Source organism: Bradyrhizobium symbiodeficiens (genome assembly GCF_002266465.3).
Lineage (GTDB): Bacteria > Pseudomonadota > Alphaproteobacteria > Rhizobiales > Xanthobacteraceae > Bradyrhizobium > Bradyrhizobium symbiodeficiens.
In genome coordinates, this window is the sequence record NZ_CP029427.2 from 1,401,941 (window position 1) to 1,423,365 (window position 21,425).

General features: G+C 65.8%; 19 protein-coding genes. 8 read left to right on the forward strand and 11 right to left on the reverse strand.

Annotated features, from left to right (window positions below):
- The first annotated feature begins 10 nt into the window (after window positions 1-10).
- Both CIT39_RS06595 and CIT39_RS06600 read left to right on the forward strand, forming a co-directional pair.
- A complete protein-coding gene (locus tag CIT39_RS06595) occupies window positions 11-1,522 on the forward strand; it encodes a hypothetical protein (RefSeq protein ID WP_094972871.1) in 1,512 nt (503 codons plus the stop codon).
- Between the two features lie 35 nt (window positions 1,523-1,557).
- The gene (locus tag CIT39_RS06600; protein ID WP_162848623.1) at window positions 1,558-1,722 is read left to right on the forward strand and encodes a hypothetical protein; all 165 of its coding nucleotides are present in this window, start codon (window positions 1,558-1,560) and stop codon (window positions 1,720-1,722) included.
- 10 nt (window positions 1,723-1,732) lie between these two features.
- Here the strand turns inward: CIT39_RS06600 and CIT39_RS06605 are convergent, their stop codons facing one another.
- Window positions 1,733-2,380, reverse strand: coding sequence for a glutathione S-transferase family protein (locus CIT39_RS06605; RefSeq protein ID WP_094972870.1), 648 nt, complete (start codon window positions 2,378-2,380; stop codon window positions 1,733-1,735).
- 97 nt (window positions 2,381-2,477) lie between these two features.
- Between CIT39_RS06605 and CIT39_RS06610 the strand changes: the two genes are divergently transcribed.
- Window positions 2,478-3,068 (forward strand): TetR/AcrR family transcriptional regulator, encoded by a 591-nt coding sequence (locus tag CIT39_RS06610; protein ID WP_244607528.1) that lies wholly within the window; start codon window positions 2,478-2,480, stop codon window positions 3,066-3,068.
- A 9-nt stretch (window positions 3,069-3,077) separates the two neighbouring features.
- Here CIT39_RS06610 and CIT39_RS06615 read toward each other — a convergent pair whose 3' ends face one another.
- Together CIT39_RS06615 and putA are read right to left on the reverse strand one after the other, a co-directional pair.
- Entirely contained in the window at window positions 3,078-4,283 is a 1,206-nt protein-coding gene (locus tag CIT39_RS06615) for a CaiB/BaiF CoA transferase family protein (protein WP_094972868.1), read from the reverse strand.
- 116 nt (window positions 4,284-4,399) lie between these two features.
- Window positions 4,400-7,411: a bifunctional proline dehydrogenase/L-glutamate gamma-semialdehyde dehydrogenase PutA gene (gene putA / locus CIT39_RS06620; protein WP_094972867.1), complete on the reverse strand. Its 3,012-nt coding sequence runs from the start codon at window positions 7,409-7,411 to the stop codon at window positions 4,400-4,402.
- A 114-nt stretch (window positions 7,412-7,525) separates the two neighbouring features.
- Here putA and CIT39_RS06625 point away from each other — a divergent pair, with 114 nt between their 5' ends.
- On the forward strand, window positions 7,526-7,987 hold the full coding sequence (locus tag CIT39_RS06625) for an Lrp/AsnC ligand binding domain-containing protein (protein WP_094972866.1): 462 nt from the start codon (window positions 7,526-7,528) through the stop codon (window positions 7,985-7,987).
- Between the two features lie 169 nt (window positions 7,988-8,156).
- Here the strand turns inward: CIT39_RS06625 and CIT39_RS06630 are convergent, their stop codons facing one another.
- The 4 genes from CIT39_RS06630 to CIT39_RS06645 form a co-directional block, all read right to left on the reverse strand.
- Window positions 8,157-8,357: a cold-shock protein gene (locus CIT39_RS06630; protein WP_008134691.1), complete on the reverse strand. Its 201-nt coding sequence runs from the start codon at window positions 8,355-8,357 to the stop codon at window positions 8,157-8,159.
- 208 nt (window positions 8,358-8,565) lie between these two features.
- Window positions 8,566-8,874 (reverse strand): SorB family sulfite dehydrogenase c-type cytochrome subunit, encoded by a 309-nt coding sequence (sorB, locus tag CIT39_RS06635; protein WP_162308380.1) that lies wholly within the window; start codon window positions 8,872-8,874, stop codon window positions 8,566-8,568.
- Between the two features lie 12 nt (window positions 8,875-8,886).
- Window positions 8,887-10,086 carry a SorA family sulfite dehydrogenase catalytic subunit gene (gene sorA, locus CIT39_RS06640; protein ID WP_094972864.1) on the reverse strand — a complete coding sequence of 400 codons (1,200 nt, stop codon included), beginning with the start codon at window positions 10,084-10,086 and terminating at the stop codon, window positions 8,887-8,889.
- Window positions 10,087-10,416: 330 nt separating this feature from the next.
- Window positions 10,417-12,150, reverse strand: coding sequence for an adenylate/guanylate cyclase domain-containing protein (locus tag CIT39_RS06645; RefSeq protein WP_094972863.1), 1,734 nt, complete (start codon window positions 12,148-12,150; stop codon window positions 10,417-10,419).
- A 393-nt stretch (window positions 12,151-12,543) separates the two neighbouring features.
- Between CIT39_RS06645 and CIT39_RS06650 the strand changes: the two genes are divergently transcribed.
- Window positions 12,544-14,151, forward strand: coding sequence for a glycosyltransferase family 39 protein (locus tag CIT39_RS06650; protein ID WP_094973462.1), 1,608 nt, complete (start codon window positions 12,544-12,546; stop codon window positions 14,149-14,151).
- On the opposite strand, the gene CIT39_RS06655 is transcribed toward CIT39_RS06650, so the two are convergent.
- Both CIT39_RS06655 and CIT39_RS06660 read right to left on the reverse strand, forming a co-directional pair.
- Window positions 14,060-15,088, reverse strand: coding sequence for a YcjF family protein (locus CIT39_RS06655; RefSeq protein ID WP_094972862.1), 1,029 nt, complete (start codon window positions 15,086-15,088; stop codon window positions 14,060-14,062). The genes CIT39_RS06650 and CIT39_RS06655 overlap by 92 nt on opposite strands.
- Window positions 15,085-16,554 carry a YcjX family GTP-binding protein gene (locus tag CIT39_RS06660; protein ID WP_094972861.1) on the reverse strand — a complete coding sequence of 490 codons (1,470 nt, stop codon included), beginning with the start codon at window positions 16,552-16,554 and terminating at the stop codon, window positions 15,085-15,087. Before CIT39_RS06660 ends, CIT39_RS06655 begins: the two co-directional genes overlap by 4 nt.
- A gap of 179 nt (window positions 16,555-16,733) precedes the next feature.
- Between CIT39_RS06660 and trhA the strand changes: the two genes are divergently transcribed.
- Together trhA and CIT39_RS06670 are read left to right on the forward strand one after the other, a co-directional pair.
- Window positions 16,734-17,429 carry a PAQR family membrane homeostasis protein TrhA gene (gene trhA, locus CIT39_RS06665; RefSeq protein WP_094972860.1) on the forward strand — a complete coding sequence of 232 codons (696 nt, stop codon included), beginning with the start codon at window positions 16,734-16,736 and terminating at the stop codon, window positions 17,427-17,429.
- 51 nt (window positions 17,430-17,480) lie between these two features.
- Window positions 17,481-18,275, forward strand: coding sequence for an SDR family oxidoreductase (locus CIT39_RS06670; protein ID WP_094972859.1), 795 nt, complete (start codon window positions 17,481-17,483; stop codon window positions 18,273-18,275).
- Between the two features lie 140 nt (window positions 18,276-18,415).
- On the opposite strand, the gene CIT39_RS06675 is transcribed toward CIT39_RS06670, so the two are convergent.
- Window positions 18,416-18,871, reverse strand: coding sequence for a MarR family winged helix-turn-helix transcriptional regulator (locus CIT39_RS06675; protein WP_094972858.1), 456 nt, complete (start codon window positions 18,869-18,871; stop codon window positions 18,416-18,418).
- 75 nt (window positions 18,872-18,946) lie between these two features.
- Here CIT39_RS06675 and CIT39_RS06680 point away from each other — a divergent pair, with 75 nt between their 5' ends.
- Window positions 18,947-19,723, forward strand: coding sequence for an SDR family NAD(P)-dependent oxidoreductase (locus CIT39_RS06680; protein ID WP_094972857.1), 777 nt, complete (start codon window positions 18,947-18,949; stop codon window positions 19,721-19,723).
- A gap of 71 nt (window positions 19,724-19,794) precedes the next feature.
- On the opposite strand, the gene mdlC is transcribed toward CIT39_RS06680, so the two are convergent.
- Window positions 19,795-21,417 carry a benzoylformate decarboxylase gene (gene mdlC, locus CIT39_RS06685; RefSeq protein ID WP_094972856.1) on the reverse strand — a complete coding sequence of 541 codons (1,623 nt, stop codon included), beginning with the start codon at window positions 21,415-21,417 and terminating at the stop codon, window positions 19,795-19,797.
- Window positions 21,418-21,425: the final 8 nt, after the last annotated feature.

Sequence of the window (21,425 nt, forward strand, 5' to 3'; positions counted from 1 at the left end):
TACCTCAGGCATGAGCCGCGCGTTGCGAATTCTCCTTGCTGCCACCGTCCTGTGTTGCGGCACCGCCGCGCTATCGGCCGCGGAGACCGCGCCGCTGACGCGCGGCACGGCCGTCATCGATCCCGATCTCCTGCGCAGGCTCGACGAGAGCGACGCTCTCACGCTCCCGCGCCTGTTGTCGCCGGAGCGCAAGGCCGACGGTCCGCTGACGACCGACCGGCTGTTCTCGTCACTGCCCCAGCTCAAGGACATTCCGCCGGCGATCGAGGCGGAGTTCGACCGCTACATCGTCACGCAGAAGGCGGCGTATCCGAGCGAGACCATCGGCGTCGGCGAAGGCTTTGACGTGCAGCTGTTCGACCGGGCCAATCTGAGATCGCGCGACACGCGCTTCGTGCTGGCCGGCATCGTCAACCGCATGGACCGCGCCTATGCGTCGGAGGAGGCCTGCGGCGAGATCCGCCTGATCTACCGTCTCGCGCGGTTCGACGGCACGACCGCGGCTCGGCTGCCGATGACGCTCAATCTGGTGATGAAGGCGCGCGATGCACGCCGGACGGATGCGAATGGCAAGCCGATCAGTTGCGCCGAGCTCGCGCGACGCTGGCTCGACAACGACAATTGGCAGGGGCTGATCGGCAGTCGAGACGACGCCATGCTCGATCGCATCGAGACCAACATCCAGCTCTCGGTCGCGGCGAAGTCGGCGCTGCATGATTTCCGCTCCGACTATCTGCTCAAGGTGTTCAAATACGACGCCGCCACCAAGACGTTCGCAGAATCGACGCTGGAGAACCAGATCGACCGCGACCGGATCATGGCGGACGACGCGCTTCGGCGCGACTTCAAGGATTGGCTGCTCGCACCCGAGCATCTTCGCGAGTTCGATCGCGGCACCGTGCTGATCCCCGAGAAATTCCTGGCCAAAAGTGCGGTGGTGCCGACGCCGGCCGGCCTCGATGCTTCGGCGCTGCAGCCTGAATTCGGCATGATGCAGGGGGAGGGCAAAGGCGAGCCGGTCTTCACCGACAGCGACGTGGTCGGTGCGTTGAAGCAGGCGACCGCGCGCGGCAACATGCAGAACATCCGATCGGTCGCCGGCTTTCAGCGCCGTCTCAACGACGTCACCTGCTCAGGCTGCCACCAGACCCGCGGCATCGGCGGCTTTCACTTTCCGGGCGTCGATTGGCTGGCGGACAAGCCGTCGAATTCCACCATCGTGCCGGCCTCGCCGCATTTCGTCGGCGACCAGGTGCGCCGCCGCGACATCCTGACTGCGTTCGCCGCGGGCAAACGCCCTGATTTCTCACGCGGATTTGCCAACCGGCCACAGACCCGCGGCAGCCGGGAGCTCGCCGGCACCGAATATCAGGACGGCTGGGGCGCGCATTGTTCTTTGCAGGACGCGGGACCTGGAACGCGAGATGGGAGTTTTACGTCATGGAGCTGTGCTACAGGCTTGACCTGTCAGGCCGCAGCGGCCTCGCGCCAGATCGGCATGTGCTTCATCAAGACGCGTTAGGCCAACGAGCGATTTGCAAGCGATTTGGATGACCCATGACGGATAGCAGCAACGCCAACAAGGCGCGCAATCTTAAGATCGCGCGCAATGAGGAAGCCAAGCAGGTCGCCGGCAGCGCCCGCGTCAGCATCTCGGCCATCGTGGCGGTTGTCATCGTCGGCGGAATCCTGTTCACGCTCGGCTGGCTGGGGCTGCGGTAGCCGGCGCGCCTCACTTCGCGTAATTCGTCATCCGCTTGCCCGGCAGCAGCTCGTAGGCCGGCTTCCACCCGGGCAGGGCGGCCATGCGGCCGAGCCAGGCGTGGATGGCGGGATGGCTCGCCGCGAAATCGAAGCCGTGCTCGTCGCTGGGATAGTGCAGATAGGCCATCATCGAGATGTCTGCGACCGTCGGCCTCGCACCGATCGCGAAGGCGTTGTGCTCGAGATGGCCGTCGAGAATGCCGAGGAAGTCCTCGAGCCGGCGGCGAAAATGCTTCAGCACCTGCGGGTCGTTCTTCTCGGTGAAGGCGCGCATGAAGCGGTAGGTCGCCATGTAGCCGGTGAGCTTGTGGTTGTCCCAGAACAGCCAGCGCAGCAGCTCGAACTTCTCGTCCTCCGTATCGGCGCCGAAACGGCCATATTGCTCGGCGAGCTTCAAGAGCAGCGGCGCGGTCTGCGTCATCTTCACGCCGTCGACTTCAAGGACGGGAATCTCGCCCATCTCGTTGACGGCCTTGCGCCATTCCGCCGTGCGCGTGACGCCGCCGCCGAAATCGGTCCACACCGGCTCGAACCTCTCGCCACACAGCGTCAGCATCAGCGCCAGCTTGTAGCTGTTGCCTGACTCGGGGAAATAGTGGAGGCGGTAGAGGGGCATTGTTGGCTCCTTGCCGTTGAAGCCGGGATGGCATTACATATGATCCGTATAACAGAACATTTGTTCTGTTATCGGTCAAGAGCTGGACCCAGGTTGGATGAGCAGAAACCTAAAAACAGAGTCGGCCGATCGGCCCCTGATGGAGGCAACCTTACGCATCATCGGGCGAAATGGCCTCGATGGGGTGACCCACCGGGCGGTCGCGGCCGAAGCCGGGGCTTCGCTTGGTGCGGTCACGCATCACTTCGGAACCCGCGATGCGCTGGTGGAGGCGGCGCTGCAGTTCGCGCTGACGCGCGAGGTTGGCCGGCTGCGTGCGTTGGCCCTCAGCCTTCAGGACAAAGCATTCGAGGTCGAGGCCTGGATCGACGCGTTGGTCGATTTCTATGTCATTGAGCTCAGCACCGAGGCCGAGACGCATATCGCCTGCTATGAGGCCTTCCTGGCCGCCGCGAGGCAACAGCGCTATCGGCCGGTGGTCGCCGAGTGGTTTGACACATGGCGGCAAAGTGCCGAGCTTGCGCTGAAGGCCGCGAAATCACCAAACCCACGCCGCCACGCCGAGCTGTTCGTCTCGGCGCTGATCGGCTTGCTGTTTCGCCAACTCGCCACGCCCAGAGCCGGCTTTCGCCGTGAGGCGAAGGCGGAGCTGTTGGAGTTGGTAGGCGGCTTGATTGCGCGGAAGTAACTGCGGCGCCTATCCCACCGCGCCCGACGACTTGAGCTGCTTGATCGCCGCCTCGTCGTATCCCGCCTCGCGCAAAATCTCGTCACTGTGCTCGCCGACGCCGGGCGGCTTGCGCGGCTGGACTTTCTTGGTGCCGTCGATCCAGATCGGGCTGGAGATGGTGAGCATGGTGTCGTTCTCGAACGGCACCAGCACCTCGTTGTCCAGCATCTGCTTGTCGTTCGGGATGTCGTCGAGAATGGCGACGACGCCAAACACGAGGCCATTGCCGTCGAGGATCTTGCGCCATTCGGCGAGATCCCTGGTGGCGAAGGTCTCGTCAAAAATCTGGACCAGTTCGACCGAACGGGCTTGACGGTCGGCCTTGGTGGCGAAGCGCGGATCGCTGATGAGGTCCTCGCGCCCCAGGCACTTCGCAAGCGCCGGAAACTGCTTCTCCTCGCTCAGCAGCGACAGGATCAGCCAGCGGCCATCCTTGCATTGATAGTGGTTGGCGACCGCGTTGAGCGCGCGCTCGCGCGGACGCCGCTCGCCGAATTTGGCGCCGCAGAGCTTTGCCTGCGCCAGCACGCTCGCGGCCCAGACGCCGTTGGCCATCAGATTGGAGGCGACATGCGAGCCCTTGCCGGTCTTCTCGCGCTGATACAGCGCGGTGACGATGGCGCCGTAGAACGCCATGGCGCAGGGATGGTCGCCCATGCCGGCGACGGAGCGGGCCGGCGTGGTGTCGGTGTCGGCGCGGACGAGGTCCATCAGGCCGGAGCGCGCCCAATAGGCATTGCTGTCGAAGCCGGGCTTGTTGGCTTCCTCGCCCTTCTCGCCATAGCCGGTGAAGGAGGCGTAGATCAGCCGGTCGTTGAGATGGGCGAGGTGATCATGGGTGATGCCGAGCTTGGCGCGCACCGGCGGCGGCATGTTGGTGATGAAGACGTCCGCTTCTTCGACCAATCTGTAGAGTACGGCCTGCGCTTCGGGCTTGGCGAGGTCGAGTGCGATGCTCTTCTTGTTGCGCGCTTCCAGCAGCCAGGCGAAATTATGCTCGCCGGTGGGATAGCCCGGCAGGTTCGGCAGGTTGCGATAGGGATCGCCGGCGCCGGGCGGCTCGATCTTGATGACATCGGCGCCGAAATCCGACAGCACGGTCGCGGCCGCGGGCGCTGCGATGAAGCTCGCGCAGTCCAGAACCTTCAGGCCCGAAAAGATGCCCTTTTCCATCGCGGCGTCGCTCCCTCGCTCTTGTCGTTTCCCGCGCGCTGGAATTGGCGCGGGGCAGGTGATGGCAGCATTAGACCGATGTTTCCGCGGGATGCAACGGCGCCCGGCGCAGGGCCTCACTCCTCCCCCGCAAGCAACGCAGCATTACCCCCGGCGGCGGCCGTGTTGATGGTCACGGTCTGCTCGGTCGCAAAGCGGGCGAGGTAGTGCGGGCCCCCCGCCTTGGGGCCGGTTCCCGACAGGCCGTTGCCGCCGAACGGCTGCACGCCGACCACGGCGCCGATCATGTTGCGATTGACATAGATGTTGCCGATCTGGAGGCGGTCGATGATGGCTTCGACGGTGTCGTCGATGCGGGAATGGATGCCGAGCGTGAGGCCGTACCCGGTGCGCTCGATCGCAGCAAGCACGCGTTCGAGGTTTTCGGCGCGGTAGCGCACGACGTGAAGGATCGGGCCGAACACCTCCTCGGTGAGCTGGCCGGCGTCCCTGAGCTCGAAGATATGCGGCGCGACAAAGCATCCTTGCGGCGCGTGGCCTGCAAAGTGCAGCCGCGCCTCGCTCGTCATCCGCGCGATATGCGCATCCAGCCGCTGCTTGGCCTCCGCGTCAATCACCGGGCCGACATGGGTTGCGACGTCGCAGGGATCGCCGATCTTCAACTCGCGCGCCGCGCCCGCGATCATCTCGATCATGCGGTCGGCGACGTCCTCCTGCACGAACAAGAGCCGCAGCGCCGAGCAGCGCTGGCCGGCGGAACGGAACGCGGAGGTCACGACATCGTCGGCGACCTGCTCGGGGAGCGCGGTGGCGTCCGCGATCATGGCGTTGATGCCGCCGGTCTCCGCGATCAGCGGCACGATCGGTCCATCCCTGGCGGCGAGTGTCCGGTTGATGCTGCGGGCGACCTCGGTCGAACCGGTGAAAACGACGCCGGCAATATCGGCGTGCGCGGTGAGGGCGGCGCCGATGCGGCCTTCGCCGACAACGAGATGCAGCGCATCTTTCGGGACGCCGGCCTCGTGCAGCAGGGCGACGGCCTCGCGCGCGATGCGCGGCGTCTGTTCGGCAGGCTTGGCCACCACGCTGTTGCCGGCCATCAGGGCTGCCGTGATCTGGCCGAGGAAGATCGCCAGCGGAAAATTCCACGGCGAGATCGCAACGAAGACACCGCGGCCGCGCATCGCCAGCGCATTGCTCTCGCCGGTCGGGCCCGGCATCGTCGTCTCGCTGCCGAATAATTTGCGGCCCTCAGCGGCATAATAACGGCAGAAGTCGGTGGCTTCGCGCAGCTCCGACAGCGCATCATCGAGCGTCTTGCCGCCTTCGGCCTGCAGCAGTGCGATGAAGCGGGCGCTGCGGCTCTCCAGGAGATGCGCGGCCTGCTCCAGCGCCGCCGCACGCGTCGTCGCCGGTGTCCGGCTCCAGGCCGCAAAGCCCGCGCGCGCGGTGGTCACCGCCGCATGGGCTTGATCCGGCGCGGCATCCGCGATCGGCTCGAGATGGGTCGCTGCGGCCTTGACGTCGGTGAGCAAGCGGTCAAGCGCGGTGCGTGCGCCGAATTCGACGCCGCGCGAATTGCGCCGCTCCGGCGCGTAGAGATCGCCCGGCAGAGGAATCTTCGGATGGGCCGCCGCCTGCGGCCGGCCGATTGCATCCGCCGGACGCTGCAACAGCGTCGTGACAGGCACGCGATAATCGGCGGCCTGCGCCACGAACGAGGAATTGGCACCGTTCTCCAGCAGCCGCCGCACCAGATAGGCCAGCAGGTCGCGATGGCTGCCGACCGGCGCATAAGTGCGGGTGGCGATGTCAGGGTGATCCTTGGCAAGCTGCTCGTAGAGCGCTTCGCCCATGCCGTGCAGGCGCTGGAATTCGAAGCAGCCGATATCGCCGGCAAGCTCCAGCACGGTCGCGACCGTCAGCGCGTTGTGGGTGGCGAATTGCGGGAAGATGCGCGACCGCAGGGCCAGCAGCTTCGTCGCGCAGGCGACGTAGTTCAGATCCGTCATCGCCTTGCGCGTGAACACGGGATAGCCGTCCAGCCCGCGCTCTTGCGCGCGCTTGATCTCGGTGTCCCAATAGGCGCCCTTGACCAGCCGCACCATCACCTTGCGGTCATGCGCGCGCGCGAGCGCGTCGACATGGTCGATCACCGCGCCGGCGCGCTTCTGATAGGCCTGGATCGCGAGGCCAAATCCGTCCCAACCTCTCAGCGAGGCATCGGCGAGCGTCGCCGCGATCACATCGAGCGACAGCTCCAGCCGGTCGGCTTCCTCGGCATCGACGGTGAAGTTCAGGTCTTGGGCCTTGGCGCGCTGCGCGAGGTCGAGCAGCAGCGGCACCAGCTCGGCCATCACGCGGTCGCGGCTGATCGCCTCGAAGCGCGGATGCAGTGCCGAGAGTTTGACGGAAATGCCGGGCCGGTCGGGCAGGGGATGGCTCCCCGCCGTCTTGCCGATCGTCTCGATCGCGCTGGCATAAGCATCGAAATAGCGCCTGGCGTCCGCCGCCGTGCGCGCGCCTTCGCCGAGCATGTCGAAGGAATAGCGCGGCCTCTCACCGGAGCGCGGCTTGCCCCGCTCCAGCGCCTGCGCGATGGTCTCGCCCAGCACGAAATGATTGCCCATCAGCCGCATCGCCTGACGCGTGGCGGTACGCACGGCGGGTGCGCCGAGCCGCTTCACCAGACGGCCGATCGTGCCGTCGGGCGTCTCGCCGGGCTGGATCACCCGCGCCGACAGGCCGAGCGCCCAGGCCGAAGCGTGGACCAGGAAGGCCGTGGACCTGGTCTCGTGGTGGATGAAATCGCCCTCGCCGAGCTTGTCCTCGATGAACCGGTCGGCGGTGCGCGCATCGGGCACGCGCAGCAGTGCCTCGGCCAGCACCATCAGCGCCAGCCCTTCCTTGGTCGAGAGCGCGAACTCCCGCAGCATGTCCTCGACCCCGCCAAGACTGCCTGCAAGGCGGTCGTCGCGCTTGCGGATCGCCTCGATCAGCCGGGTCGCGGTGCGGTCGATCCGGGCCTCCTGCGGCGGGCTGAGATGTGACGCGGGCAGCAGGCGCGCGGCGATCTCGGCATCATCGGGTGCGTAGGGGGCGGTGAAGGGCGGCGGGGTGTTCGGCATGGCGTGTCCTGTGGTGGAAATCCAGGATAGGGCCCGCGTGGCCGTAGTTCGATAGACAATCTAGCCGATTTGCCTTAGAAAATGCAGATATGATGCCGATGGGCCTTATAAATCATGGAACTCGATCGAATCGACCGGAGAATCCTCTCGATTTTGCAGGAGGATGGACGCATCGCCAATGTCGAACTCGCCGACCGCATCGGCTTGTCGCCGACCTCGATCGGCGAGCGGCTGAAGCGCTTGCAGCGCGAGGGCTTCGTCGAAGGCTATGGCGCGCGGCTCAACCCGCACCGGCTTGGTCTCGGTCTTCTGGTGTTCGTCGAAGTGCTGCTCGACAAGACCACGCCGGACAATTTCGAGCAGTTTGCGCGCGCGGTGAAACTCGCACCTGAAGTCCTGGAGTGTCACATGGTTGCCGGCGGCTTCGACTATCTTGTGAAGGCGCGGCTTGCCGACATGGCGGCGTATCGACGCTTTCTCGGCGAGACCCTGCTGTCGATGCCGGGTGTGCGCGAGACGCGGACCTATGCGGTGATGGAGGAGATCAAGCGCGACGCACCGTTACCGGTGGGCTGACGAAGTGCCGTCGCGATTGTCATTGCTGAGGCGTTGAACGAGCGGTCCTCGCGGGAAATAGCTCTCCGTGTGCAGTCGCAACGCCTGTCGTCGAATGCACTGGCCGTCTTCTGAAATATTCTTGGCCCGGCTCCCGGATCAATCCGGGAGGCAGCAAAAGCTGGCGGGCTTATACTTTGAGGTTCTCTGCGGAGGTCTTGCCCCGGTTTGCGATCTCTTCGTATTCCACCGTCTGTCCTTCGTTCAGGGACGACAGACCGGCTTTCTGCACTGCCGAGATATGCACGAACACATCCTTGCCGCCCGACGCAGGCTGGATAAATCCATAACCCTTCGTCGGGTTGAACCACTTGACCGTACCTTTAGCCATCACGACTTCTCCGCGGGTCTTCCTCCGAGATCTCGAACCGCCAATCCCCGCCAACCGGCCGGTTCGGTCCTAACAGGATACGCGGAATGTGGCTGGCTTGGTAGCTCAAACCACATCCGCCTTTTGCCGAAATCCGCTCAACTTCGCGGCGCTTCTACCGGTTTTGCCCGTTTCGCGGTCAATTGACCGACACGCCGCGCGCCGTCAGTCAATACGTGGCGGCCAGGTAATCGACGATCTTGCCGACGTCGGCATCGTCGATCGGTGCACCATAGACCTTGATCATCTTGGTCACCTCGGCCTGCCAGAAGCTTTTCTTGTCCTTCATCGGCGGCTGCGTCTTGATGTAGTCGGCCGAGTGGCAGGCGCTGCAATTGCCCTGGACGACTTCGAGATTGGGCCCGGCCTTGAAGGCCGCGACCTCGTCCGGAAGCTTGTAATTGACGGGCGCCGCGGTCACGGCCGTCAGGCCGGTGGCGAGGGCGAGCGTGATGGCGAGGAAGACGGTGCGCTGCATGATCATTCTCCCTCAGGCCACGGTCACGCGGACGGTTTCGACGACGTTGCGCAGATAACCCGCCGGGTTCCAGCGCGGCGCTTCGGGCTGCGTCTCGCCGCCATTGCCGGTGGCGCGCACCTTGAGCTCAACGCTGCCTGCCGCGAGCTTCACCGGCAGCATCCATTCGCGGAACGAGTATTTGCCGAGATCCTTGCCGAGCTTGGCGCTGGTCCAGGTCTTGCCGCCGTCGGTGGAGATTTCGACCTGCTTGATGCCCTTGCCGCCGTCGAAAGCGATGCCGCGCAGGGTGGTGCGGCCGGCTTTCAGCTTGGCACCATCAGGCACGCTGGTGATGAAGGAGCGGATGGTGAAGCGGTTGATCGGGATCGTCGCTTTCGGTGCGGTGCCGGGCTCGACCGAATTGTTCGGCGTATCCGGAATGCGATAGGCCGACTTCATCCAGAAGCCGTCATAGACGTTATCGACGACGGTGATCTCGTTGAGGTGCTTGACCCAGTAGGTACCGTAATAGCCGGGCACGATCAGGCGCAGCGGGAAGCCGTTGAGGAACGGCAAATCCTCGCCGTTCATGCCATAGGCCAGCATGACCTCGCCGTCGGTGGCGTGACCGAGATCGAGCGCCTTGACGAAATCGGGCGTCTTGTCGCTGACCGGCCCGTCCATGCCGCCAAACGTGACCTGCTTGGCGCCGGCATGTACGCCGGCCATGTCAAGCACGGCCTTGAGCGGCACGCCGCGCCAGCGCGCATTGCCCATTGCCCCGTTGGCGAGCTGGCCGCCGGCGACGCGCGGCTCGAAGAAGCCGCGGCTGTTGCCGGAGCACTGGTTGACCGCGACGATCTCCGTCGCCTTCATCTTCCTGATGTCCTTCAGCGACAGCTTGAGCGGCTTGTCGACCTTGCCCTTGACCTCGAGCGTGAACTTGTCGGGATCGAGATTGTAGGGGAGGTCAGAGAGGTGATAGCGCACGAAGAATGCATTGTTCGGCGTGATCGGGCCGTCGTTGAAGATCGCGAACGGGGTCTCGAGCTGCGGTGGCCGGCTGGTGAGGCCGATCATCGGCCGCTTCTGCGGATATTTCACCAGCGGACGCTCGCCATTGGCGAAGGGCAGCGTAACGGTGTCGAGTGCCAGCGCCTTGCTGGAATTCAGCGTGGCCGCGAGTGCGGTGAAGCCCGCTCCTTTGAGCAGGTCGCGTCGATCAAACATCTGGTCCCCTCCCGGGAGCTTTTCGTCGGACCTACGGTCATCACCGCGGACCCGCGCTCATCTGTCGCAACCCGCGAGGCGAAGTCAATTCGTGCTTTCGCAGCAGGCCCATGCCGCTACGTTGCAGCAGGCCGGTGTTACGGTTGTCATGCAATGGAGTCGGACCGTAGCCGCGCGGGCGGTGCACCTCTCCCGCTTGCGGGAGAGGTCGGCACGAAGTGCCGGGTGAGGGTTTTCTCCTCTGGGGGATTGTCCCTTTGTGGAGAGACCCTCTCCCCAACCCTCTCCCGCAAGCGGGAGAGGGAGCGCACCGCTCGTGTGGCTCGCGGCTTATGCCGCGACGCGCTCGCCACGCGTGACCAGCGCCGCCAGCTCCCGCGCATCCGCAACCACCCGCACCGCCATCGGCTCGTCGCGGCCGCGGATCGCGACCTCCCGTTGCGGCAGCGTATCGTCTGCGAGGCCCGCCGTGCTGCGGATTTCGTCCGAGACTATCGCCTCGCAGGCCAGCGTCTTGGTCATGTCCTGGAGGCGGGCGGCGACGTTGACGGCATCGCCCAGCGCCGTGAAGACGACGTGATCGCGATAGCCGATGTCGCCGATGATGACCTCGCCGCCGTGAATGCCGATGCCGAAGCGGATCGGCTCGCGCAGATCGTGGCTCAGGAGCTGGTTCAGTTCGTCGATATGCGTGGCGATGCCGGAGGCCGCCTTCAGCGCCTGCCGGCAGGCGGTTTGCGGATCGGCCGTGAGCCCGAACAGCGCCAGCATGCCGTCGCCGACGAACTGGTTCGGCTGGCCGCCATTCTCGATCACTGCCTGCGAGACCGCGCCGAGGAAACGGTTGACGATGAAGACGGTGTCGAACGGTAGCCGCTTCTCGGCGAGCTGGGTCGAGCCGCGCATGTCCACGAACAGGCTGACGAGATAGCGCTCCTGGCCGATTCTGGCCGGTGTCGAGGCCTGCCCGTCCGTCGAATGCGTGTGAGGCGTGAAGAGCTGGAAGAAGGAGAGATCGGACATCGGCCGCAGCTGGCAGGCCAGCCTGATCGAGGGGTCGTTGGTGCCGACACGGGTGAGCACGAAGGCCTCACGCTGCGACGGTGTGGGCAGGGCGTCATGGTCGCCGATGATGCGGATGCGGCAGGTCGAGCAGCGGGCGCGGCCACCGCAGACGCTGGCATGCGGTACATTGTGGCGCAGGCTCGCTTCCAGCACGGACAGGCCCTTGGGAACCCGCACCGTCTTGCCGTTGCCGTAGGACAGCGCGACCATGCCGCCGCGCCGCTCGCGCCAGGCTCGCACGCCGCGTGCCGCCAGCGCCAATCCCAACAGACCGAAATACCCGATGGTGAGGCCGCCGGTGATGCGGTCGAGCGTGTTGCCTTCCGCGACCGTGCCGACCTGGCGTCGCGTGAGATTGTGCGTGCGCCATTCCCCGTCATCGGCCTCGATCGCGACGCCGCGGCCGCCCTGATAGATGCCGAGCAGCGACAATGTCGGGACCAGCACGGCGGCGGCGAGTAGATAGGGGGCGGCGCGCGTGAAGAACGGCTTGAGGCGGAGCCAGAAGAAGATGCCGATGCAGCCATGCACCCAGGCGATGAGAAGCAGGATCGTCATCTGCCAGAGCCGGCCCGGCGCGGCGACGAAGAACAGATAGAGCTCCTGCGGATAGAGCTTCTGATGATCGTACAGCGTGTAGCCGAGCCGCACCCCGATTACGTGTCCCATGACCAAAGCGGGAATACTCAGGCCCAGCACCAATTGGAGCGGCTCGATCGTCCGCCATCGGAACTGCCGGCGTTGATACAGCGCGTAGATGCCGAGGCCCATATGGGTGAGTGCGGCCGTGTAGAACACGATCGCGACGGGGAGGAACTGCCAGAACAGGGTATGGTAGTAGACTCCGGCCTCCATGGCCTCGACCGAAATATTGCCGAGCGCGTGGTTGAGGAAATGGCTGATCACGTAACAGAACAGGATCACGCCGCAGACGAGCCGTACCTGCCGCACGCCGGTCGCGCGGACGAGTTCGGACATCTGTGCAGGAGCGCTGGCCATGATTCGCTTGTATCAGTTCACCAATGAGAACAGCCAGCGTAGCGTTTAATTCCCGGCCTGGACAGCTGGCGGGATCACATGGGCGGCAAGGTTACGAAATCGTAGGGTGGGCAAAGGCGCGCTCTTGCGCGCCGTGCCCACCATTTTTATCCCCTATCCTCATGGTGGGCACGCTTCCTCCTTCGCTCTCGAGCTACGGCGGACAAGCCGCTTTGCCCACCCTACGATCTCTCGTCCGGGGCGACGGGAGAAGACTGGAGCACCATCCCCACATTGACTCCCCCTCCCAAGTTGGGGAAAAGCGCGGCCGTGACGATCGCTCCCGACATCTCCGTGAAGCCAGACGGCGCCGAACGCCGTCTCATCCTTGTTGCCGTGCTCGTGATCGCCGCGATGACGCTGCTGCGCATCGTCTACGCGTCCGCGATCGAGCTGCGCACCGACGAGGCCTATTACTGGACCTGGTCGAAGGAGGGCGCGCTCAGCTTCCTCGATCATCCCCCGGGCATCGCCTGGCTGATCCGTTTCGGCACCGCGATCTTCGGCGACACCACGCTCGGGGTCCGCTTCGGCGGCATCGTCGCGATGCTAGTGACGCAATGTCTGCTGGCCGACATCGTCCGCCGCCTCACCCATGATGCGCGCGCTGTCGTGTTCGCCGTGCTCATGCCGGAAGCTGCGCTCTATTATGGCCTGCTGATGGCCAAGGTCGCGCCCGACGTCGCCATGATCCCGTTCGCAATGGCGATGATGTGGTCGCTGGTGCGGCTGGCGCAGAGCGGCGACGGACGCTGGTGGCTTGCGGCCGGTCTGTTCGCCGGTCTGTCGATGCTGTCGAAGTTCACCGCGATCATGTTCGCCCCCGCGGTTGCCGCCTTTCTGCTGGTGCCGGATTGGCGCTGGCGCTGGCTGCGGAGCCCTTATCCTTATCTCGCGGTGCTGGTCGCAATCGCAGTGTTCTCGCCGGTGCTGGTCTGGAACGCGCAGCACGATTGGGCCTCGTTCCGTTTCCAGGGCGTGCGCGCCACCGCCAATTACGGCATCTCGTTCCGCACCCTCGGCGACTTCATCGGCCTGCAGTTCGGCCTGGTCGGCTTCGTCATGTTGCCGGTGGTGCTGACCGGGCTGGTGCTGACGGCATGGCGCGGCGCTCGCACCCGCGAGCCGGTGGCGATCCTGCTGTCGGCCGCGGTGCTGGTGCCGTTTCTGTATTTCCTGGCGAAGTCGACCACGCTCCGGGTCGGCGACACCTGGCCGATGTTCATGTGGCCGGTCGGCTTCGCCGCCACGGCCGTGAACCTCGCGACGATGATGAAGGAGGATTGGTCGTCACGGATGCTGAGCTCGTCGCTGTTCTGGGCGAGGACAGCGGTCGGCTCCGGCATCGCCTTCGTCGTGATCGTGTTCCTCTACTACGTCGCCGCGCCCTGGAATCTGCTCGGCAGGATCGATCCGATTGGCGCCGAGGCCGGCTACGAGCAGGTCGCCGCGCGCGCGCAGGCCGCGCTCGACGACACAGGCGCGACCTGGATTGCGACCACGGACTACCGCACCTACGCCATGATGCGCTGGCTGTTCAGGGGGCGCGTGCCCGTCATCGAGATCAACGAGCGCGGCCGCTTCCAGGATTTCCGCGATCCCGGCATGGACCGGATCAGGGACCACGCGGGTATTTACGTCGGGCGCGAGCCGGACGATCGTTCGTCGCTGTGGGAGAATATCCCGGCGAAGCGCGAGCCGCTCGGCGAAGTCGAACGAAGCTGGCGCGGCATTCGTTCCGATACCTATGTGATCGAAAAGCTCACGGGGTGGACGCCCGAGCTGTCGCCGCCAAAGGATTCGCCGCTGTTCTGGTGGAAGGTGCTGGCTTTCCTCTCCCTCTCCCCGCAAGCGGGGAGAGGCGAAGAAGCTAATCCTCCCCGTCCTTCTTCCGCAGCAGATCTGTCGCGAGATCCGACAGCTTCGGCGGCGGGAGCGCTGCGAACGGCAGCGGCCTCGTGACGTCGATCGCGGCAAGGCCCAGCCGCGCCGTCAGCAACCCGTTCAGCACGCCTTCGCCGAGCCGCTGCGACAGCTTTGCCGCGATGCCGTGGCCGAGCATCTGCTGCACCAGGCTGTCGCTCGCGGCCATGCCGCCGGTGATGGCGAGATGGGCGATGACGTGACGCAGCAGGCGGATCATGCCGAGCGCGCCGGGGCGGCCGCCATAGAGAAAAGCGAGCTGGCGGATCAGGCGCAATGCGGCGACCAGCACGAACAGCACGTCGATCGCGGCGCGAGGGGAGACCGCGGTCACGATCGAAACCTTTTGCGCCGCCGACGACACCAGCCGGCGTGCTTCCGCATCCAGCGGCGACATCAGCTCGCGCTCGGCGAGCCGGATCATGTCGGCGCCGTCGATGATCTCGCCGGTGTGGCTCTCCAACGCCGCGCGGGCGCGCGCGAGCTGCGGGTTCTGGTGCGCGATCTTGAGCAGTTCCTGCACGATGACGCGGCTTTCCTTGCGGTCGTCGCTGGCAAGTACCGATGCCGCGCGCTCATGCAGCTTCTCGATCGTCGCCAGGCGCGCGAGACCGAACGCCTCGCGTCCGATCACGACGGCAAGCGCGAGTGCGGTGACGAAGGCAAAAGCGAGGCCAACATAGCCGAGTGTCTCGCTGCGCGCGAACAGGTCCTCGATCAGATGGACGACGCCAAGCCCGACGCCGAGCAGGGTCAATCCGCCGAGGCCGGACCAGAATAGCGTGCCCCAGGGAAAACCGCGCCGCGCCGGCAGCGCGGCCGCGATCGGCACCGGCAGCATCGCCGGATCCGGCTCCGGTGTGATCTGGATGGTGGCGCGGCTGAGCCGCGCCGTCTCGTCGGCTTCGGCGACGACGACGCCGGGATCGTCGAGCCGGAACGTCGCCGGGCGCCTTGGCTTCGATCGGTCGTTCATGCGAGCTTGTCTCCGATCAGGAACTGCAAGGCACGGTCGAGGCGGATGTGAGGCAGTGTCGGCTCGTTGGTTCCGTCGCGTTCGAGCTTGGGCGGGCGGAAGCGCAGGAAGCGGAAATCGCTCTTGTCCGCGGCCAGCGTCGAGAGGCCGCGGAACGCATCATTGCCGTTGAACAGCGGCTCGGGATCCAGCGGCAAATCGCCCGGAAAGGTCGCTACTTCCGTATTACCATCAAAGAACTCGCCGCCGGCGCTCTCGCCTGCGGCCGGTGTTCCCAGGATCGACGGCAGTTTGTCGCGGCCGTGCGCGACCTGCGCTTCCCTTGTGGCACGCACCGCGGCAAGCGCCACCACGTCGATCGCCGCGCCCGTGTTTTCCGCGCGCGCAACGGCGCCGGAGACGGCGCGTCGCAGCACGGCCTCGAGCCGGTCGTGGCTGGAATGATGCAGATGGTCCGCCTTGGTCGCCGCGAACAGGATGCGGTCGATGCGCGGGCGGAACAGGCTGGAGAGGATCGTGCTGCGGCCGATGTTGAAGCAATCGAGAATGCCGGCGAGGGCTGCTTCGAGATCGTGCAGCGCCTCGGGGCCGGAGTTGAACGCCGACAGCGCGTCGGCCAGCACGATCTGGCGATCGAGCCGGGCGAAATGATCTCTGAAGAACGGCCGCACCACCACGTCCTTGTAGGCCTCGAAGCGGCGCACCATCATCGCCCACAGCGATCCCTCCGGTGCCTGTCCGCCAACGGGCACGTCGAGCGGCGCGAAGGTCAGCGCCGGCGAGCCTGCGAGATTGCCGGGCATCAGGAAGCGGCCCGGCGGCAGCAGGCTCATCGCGAACCGTTCGTCGCGGCAGGCACGCAAATAATCGGTGAAGAGCTTTGCGGCCGTCAGCGTCGCCTGCTCGTCTTCGCGGGCCTCGGGCTTGAGCGTTGCGAGATGCGCGTGCCATGCGCTCGCCAGATGCGCGCGCGGCGCCTCGCGCGACAAGGCCAGGCTCTCCGCCGACCATTGCTCAAAACTCTTCTGCAGCAGCGGCAGGTCGAGCAGCCACTCGCCGGGATAGTCGACGATGTCGAGCGTCAGCGTGCGGTCGGCGCCGTTCGGCCGCTGATAGTCGATGACGAGCCTGAGCTCGCTGATGTCGACGGTCGAGCTCGGCCAATGCCGCTCCTCGAGCAGCGCGCGCAAATGGCTCTCATAGGCAAACCGCGGCACGGCATCATCGGGCTGCGGCGCCAGATGCGCCCGCGCAATCCGGCCCGAGGCGTAGGCGTCGAACACCGGAAACCGGCCGCCGCGGGTGAGGCCGTGGATCAGCGCGGTGATGAACACGGTCTTGCCGGCGCGCGACAGGCCGGTAACGCCTAACCGCACCGTCGGGTTGAAGAAGTGCTCGCCATAGTCGATCAGCGCCCGGGCCGACAGGCGCGCCTCTTCGACCATATCCTGGAAACTGAATGCCATATGAACGTTATTGGATCCGGGGCGGGCGGGACTGTGTAGCCGTTCACAAAAGTGGCAATTGCGTGAGGAAAATCAAGCTCCATACTTCCACCGCCTTTGTCGGCGAGTCAGCCGTTTGAACGACGCGCCGATCCCGAAAGACCCATAGAAGAGGGCTTTACCTCACCTTGCGGATTGCCATGACCGTCTTCCAACTGAAACACTTCGCATCCACCTCCGTTCACGCCGCAGCCGACGCGATGGGCTGGAACTACGACCGCGCCGAGCTCATCGCCGACGGAATCATCCACGCGATCGGCGTCCTCTCCGGCCTCGTTGCCGCGACCGTGCTGGTGGTGCTGACGGCTGTCTATGCCGACGCCACCGACATCGTCGGCGTCTCGATCTACGTCTCGGGCCTGCTCTCGATGCTGGTGCTGTCGGCGACCTATAACCTCTGGCCGGTGTCGCCGGCGAAATGGCTGCTGCGGCGGTTCGACCATTCGGCGATCTACCTGCTGATCGCGGCGACCTATACGCCGTTCATCCTGGAGCTGAAGGACAGCGTGTTTGCACTGGCGCTGCTCGTCTGCGTCTGGTGCGTTGCTATCCTCGGCATCGTCCTCAAGCTTCGCTTCCCCGGCCGGTTCGACCGCGTCGCCGTCGGCATCTATCTCGCGATGGGCTGGAGCGGCGTGATGCTCTACGACGCCGTGGTCAAGGCGCTGCCCGCGCTGGTGCTGAGCTTCATCCTCGCGGGCGGCCTGCTCTACAGCTTCGGCGTGATTTTTCACGCCTGGCGGCGGCTGCGCTTCCAGAATGCGATCTGGCACGGCTTTGTCTTGGCCGGCGCGGCATGCCATTATACCGCGGTGCTCGACCTCGTGTTGAGCTGAACAATTCCCGCCCAGCGGGATAAGACGAGCGGTAAGAAGAGGAGACGTCGCATGCAGGTGACCGGCAAGGTCGTGGTCGTCACGGGCGGCGCCAATGGCATCGGCAAGGCGCTGTGTGAGGCTTTTCACAACGCGGGGGCGGCCAAGGTCGTGGTCGCGGACATGGACGCCGACAACGCAAGGGCTGTCGCGGCGATGGTGGATGGCGCGGCCTTCAAATGCGATGTCGCGCAGGAAAAGGATATCGCGCACGTCATCGAGGAGACCGAGCGGCAGTTCGGGCCCATCGATCTGTTCTGCTCCAATGCCGGTATCGGCGGCGGATTCGATCCGATGTCGGTCAATGCCGGCGGTGCCTCCGACGAGCCCTGGCAGCGCAGCTGGGCGATCCACGTCATGGCCCATGTCTATGCCGCGCGGCATCTCATCCCCCGCATGAAGGCGCGCGGCGGCGGCTATTTCCTCAACACGATCTCGGCCGCGGGCCTCCTGTCCCAGGTCGGCAGCCCTGCTTATTCCACCACCAAGCACGCCGCGGTGGGCTTTGCCGAGAATCTCGCGATCTCGCACAAGGCCGACAACATCAAGGTCTCGATCCTCTGCCCGCAGGGCGTCGACACCAACATGCTGCGCTCGATCCCCAAGGGCCCGCAATCCGGCGACGGCGACCTCACGCCGGAGCAGGTTGCGAAAGACGTGCTCGCTGGCCTCGAGCAGGAGACCTTCCTGATCCTGCCGCACCCCCAGGTGCTCGGCTACATGCGCAAGAAGACTGAGAATTACGACCGCTGGCTCGGCGGCATGGCCAAGATCCAGGCCAGGATGCGGGAAGAGTTCGGGAAGTAACCGGCGCTGTTGCTGCGATTGACGCTGTCATGCTCCGCGAAAGCGGGGCATCTAGTACGCCGCAGCTCATCGATTGAATCACTGACGTCACGGAGTACTGGATCGCCCGCCTTCGCGGGCGATGACACCGTGAGTACAGCTTACACCACCGCCTTCTCCTCCACCCGGCTCGCCCGCAACGCCCGCGCATAGAGCATCATGCCTTCGCGGACCTTGCGCTGCTCCACTTCTGTCAACGCCGCCAGCGCGCCGCGCACCTGCTGCCGGCCGAACGCGTGCAGCGCGTCCAGCGTGCGCCGGCCCTTCGCCGTCAGCGACAGCAGCTTGCTGCGTGCGTCGCTCTCATCCGGCGTCTCCCTGAGCTCGCCGCAATCGATCAGCTTGCGCACCAGGCGGCTGACGCTGGACTTCTCCAGCCGCAGGAAATCGCCGAGCTCGCCCGAATTCATGGGACCGCGGATGCCGATCTCCAGGATCGTGTGCACGGCCGACGGCGGATAGTCCGAGGCCGCCACCGTCGCATCCATGAAGCCGAGCTCGCGCACCATCAGCCGCGAAGCGGCGCGGATGTCGTCGATCAAGGCAAGCTCGGCCATCTTGACTCTCTGCGCATAGTTGTATCATACAACTATATGCGCGCAACGGCGCGCGCAAGCGTTTTGGAGTGGACCATGAGCGGAGCATTGCCGGCGGGCACGCGGATGACGGGCAAGGTCTGCCTGGTGACCGGCGGCGGCAGCGGCATCGGCCGCGCCACCGCGCTGCGGATGGCGACCGAAGGCGCCGAGGCGGTCATCGTGGCGGGACGGCGTGAAGCCGAGATCGAGGCGACCGCCGCTTCATGCCGCGAGCTCGGCGCCGAGGCAATCGCGCTCAAGACCGACATCACGCACGAGGACGAGGTCGCGCGTCTTGTCGGCACGGCGATCGAGCGTTGCGGCCGGCTCGACGTCGCCTTCAACAACGCCGGCTTCCAGGAGCGCCGCGCGCCGCTGGAAGAGCAGGGCACGGACATCTACGACAGCGTGTTCGACACCAATGTCCGCGCGCTGTTCCTGTGCCTGCGCCATCAATTGCCTGTCATGCTGGCGCAAGGGCGCGGCAGCATCGTGGTCAACGCCTCCGTCAGCGGCGTGCGCAATCCCAACCCCGGCTTCTCGCTCTACTCGGCCTCCAAGGCCGCCGCGATCTCGCTGACGCGCTCGGCGGCGATGGAGAACGCCCCGCGCGGCATCCGCATCAACGCGATCGCGCCGGGCCGCGTCGTCACCGACATGATGCTGCGCGCCGGCGTCGGCGATATCGCAACCGTCAGCGCCGGCCTGCCGCTGCGGCGGATGGGGAGCCCGGAAGAGGTGGCGGAAGCCGTGGTGTGGCTATCGTCGGATGCGTCGTCCTATGTGGTCGGACACGTGCTGGCGGCAGATGGCGGATTTTTGGCGTCGTAGCCCGGATGAGCGCAGCGATATCCGGGAGAGCGTTCCCGCATGTCGCTCCGCTCATGCGGGCTACGCGCGCCTCAATGCTTCTGCCCGTACAGCACCGGCACCGCCGAATCCACGACGACTTCCACCAGGCTCGTGCCGGCGAACGCCATCCCGCGCTTCAGCGCCTCGCCGAGTTCAGCCGCCTTGCTCACCCGCACCGCATCGCAACCCATGCCTTCGGCGAGCCGGACGAAATCGAGTCCCGGCAGCTCCAGCCCGGGCACGTTGCGCACCTGCATCACCTGGCTGAACGAGCGCATCGCGCCGTAGCCGGAATTGTTGATGACGACGATGGTGAGCGGCAGCTTGCGTTGCGCGGCGGTCCACAGCGCCTGGATCGAATACATCGCCGAGCCGTCGCCGATCAGGCACACGGTGCGGCTGTTCGGCTTGCCGAGCGCCATGCCGACGGCGGCGGGCAGGGAGTAGCCGAGGCCGCCGCTCGCCATGGTGTAAAAGCTGTCCTGGCCGCGCATCGGCATGAACTTTTGCATCGCGGGCCGGTGCGAGGGCACTTCTTCGACGAGCGAGCTGCCTTCCGGCATCGCCTGCGACAGCGCGTGCAGCAGGAATTCGACCGGCAGGGGATCGGAGGCTTGCGGTGCCGGCGGCAGCGTGCGGCCGTTTGGCGTGGCGCGCTTGCTCTCCGGCAGCAGGTCGAGCAGCAGGCTCAGCGCCGGCTTCATGGTAGCGATGATGCTGGTGCCGATGGGCGTCACCGCCGCCGCATCCGGATCGTCCGTGATCTGGAAGATCGTCGCGCCGCCATCGAAGATCGCGGCATGGCCCTCGACGTGGAAGGTGAACACCGGCGCGCCGATCACGACGACGAGGTCGTGCTCGCGCAGCGCGTCGGAGAGTTGCGCGGGCGAAGCGTGCAGGAAGCCCGCGAATTGCGGGTGCCGCTCGGGAAACGAGCAGCGCGCCGAGAACGGGCTGACCCAGACACTCGCCTTCGCCTTCTCGGCGACGCGCACCATCAGATCGACCGCACCGGCGCGATCGATTCCGGGGCCGACCACGAGGGCAGGGTGCTTTGCCGAACCGAGCGCTGTGACCAGCGCCTTCATCGCATCGAGCTCGGGCCCGCTCTCGCGGCTGACCGTGCGCGCCTCGACCGGCGCGCAGGCATGCGTCCAGTCGTCGACCGGGATCGACACGAAGGTCGGCCCGCATGGCGGCTGCATCGCGGTGTAATAGGCGCGTGCGATCGCGGCCGGCACGTCCTCGGGCCGCGCCGGCTCGACGCTGTATTTGACGTAAGGCCGTGGAAATTCCGAGGCGCGCTCGGCATAGAGGAACGCCTGCAAGGGCAGGATCGAGCGTGCCTGCTGGCCGGCGGTGATCACCAGCGGGGTCTGGTTGCGATGCGCGGTGTAGATGTTGCCGAGCGCGTTGCCGACGCCGGCGGCCGAATGCAGATTGACGAAGCCGGCATTGCGCGTCGCCTGCGCGTAGCCATCGGCCATGCCGACGGCGCTGGCTTCCTGCAGAGCAAGCACGTAGTCGATATCATCGGGCCAGTCGCTGAGGAACGGCAGCTCGGTCGAGCCGGGATTGCCGAATATTCTTTTGATGCCGAACGCCCGCAGCAGATCGAGCGTCGCCTGCTTGACGGTGACGGATTTGCTGCCGCTCTTGCCGTTCTTGGCCATTGGTTTCC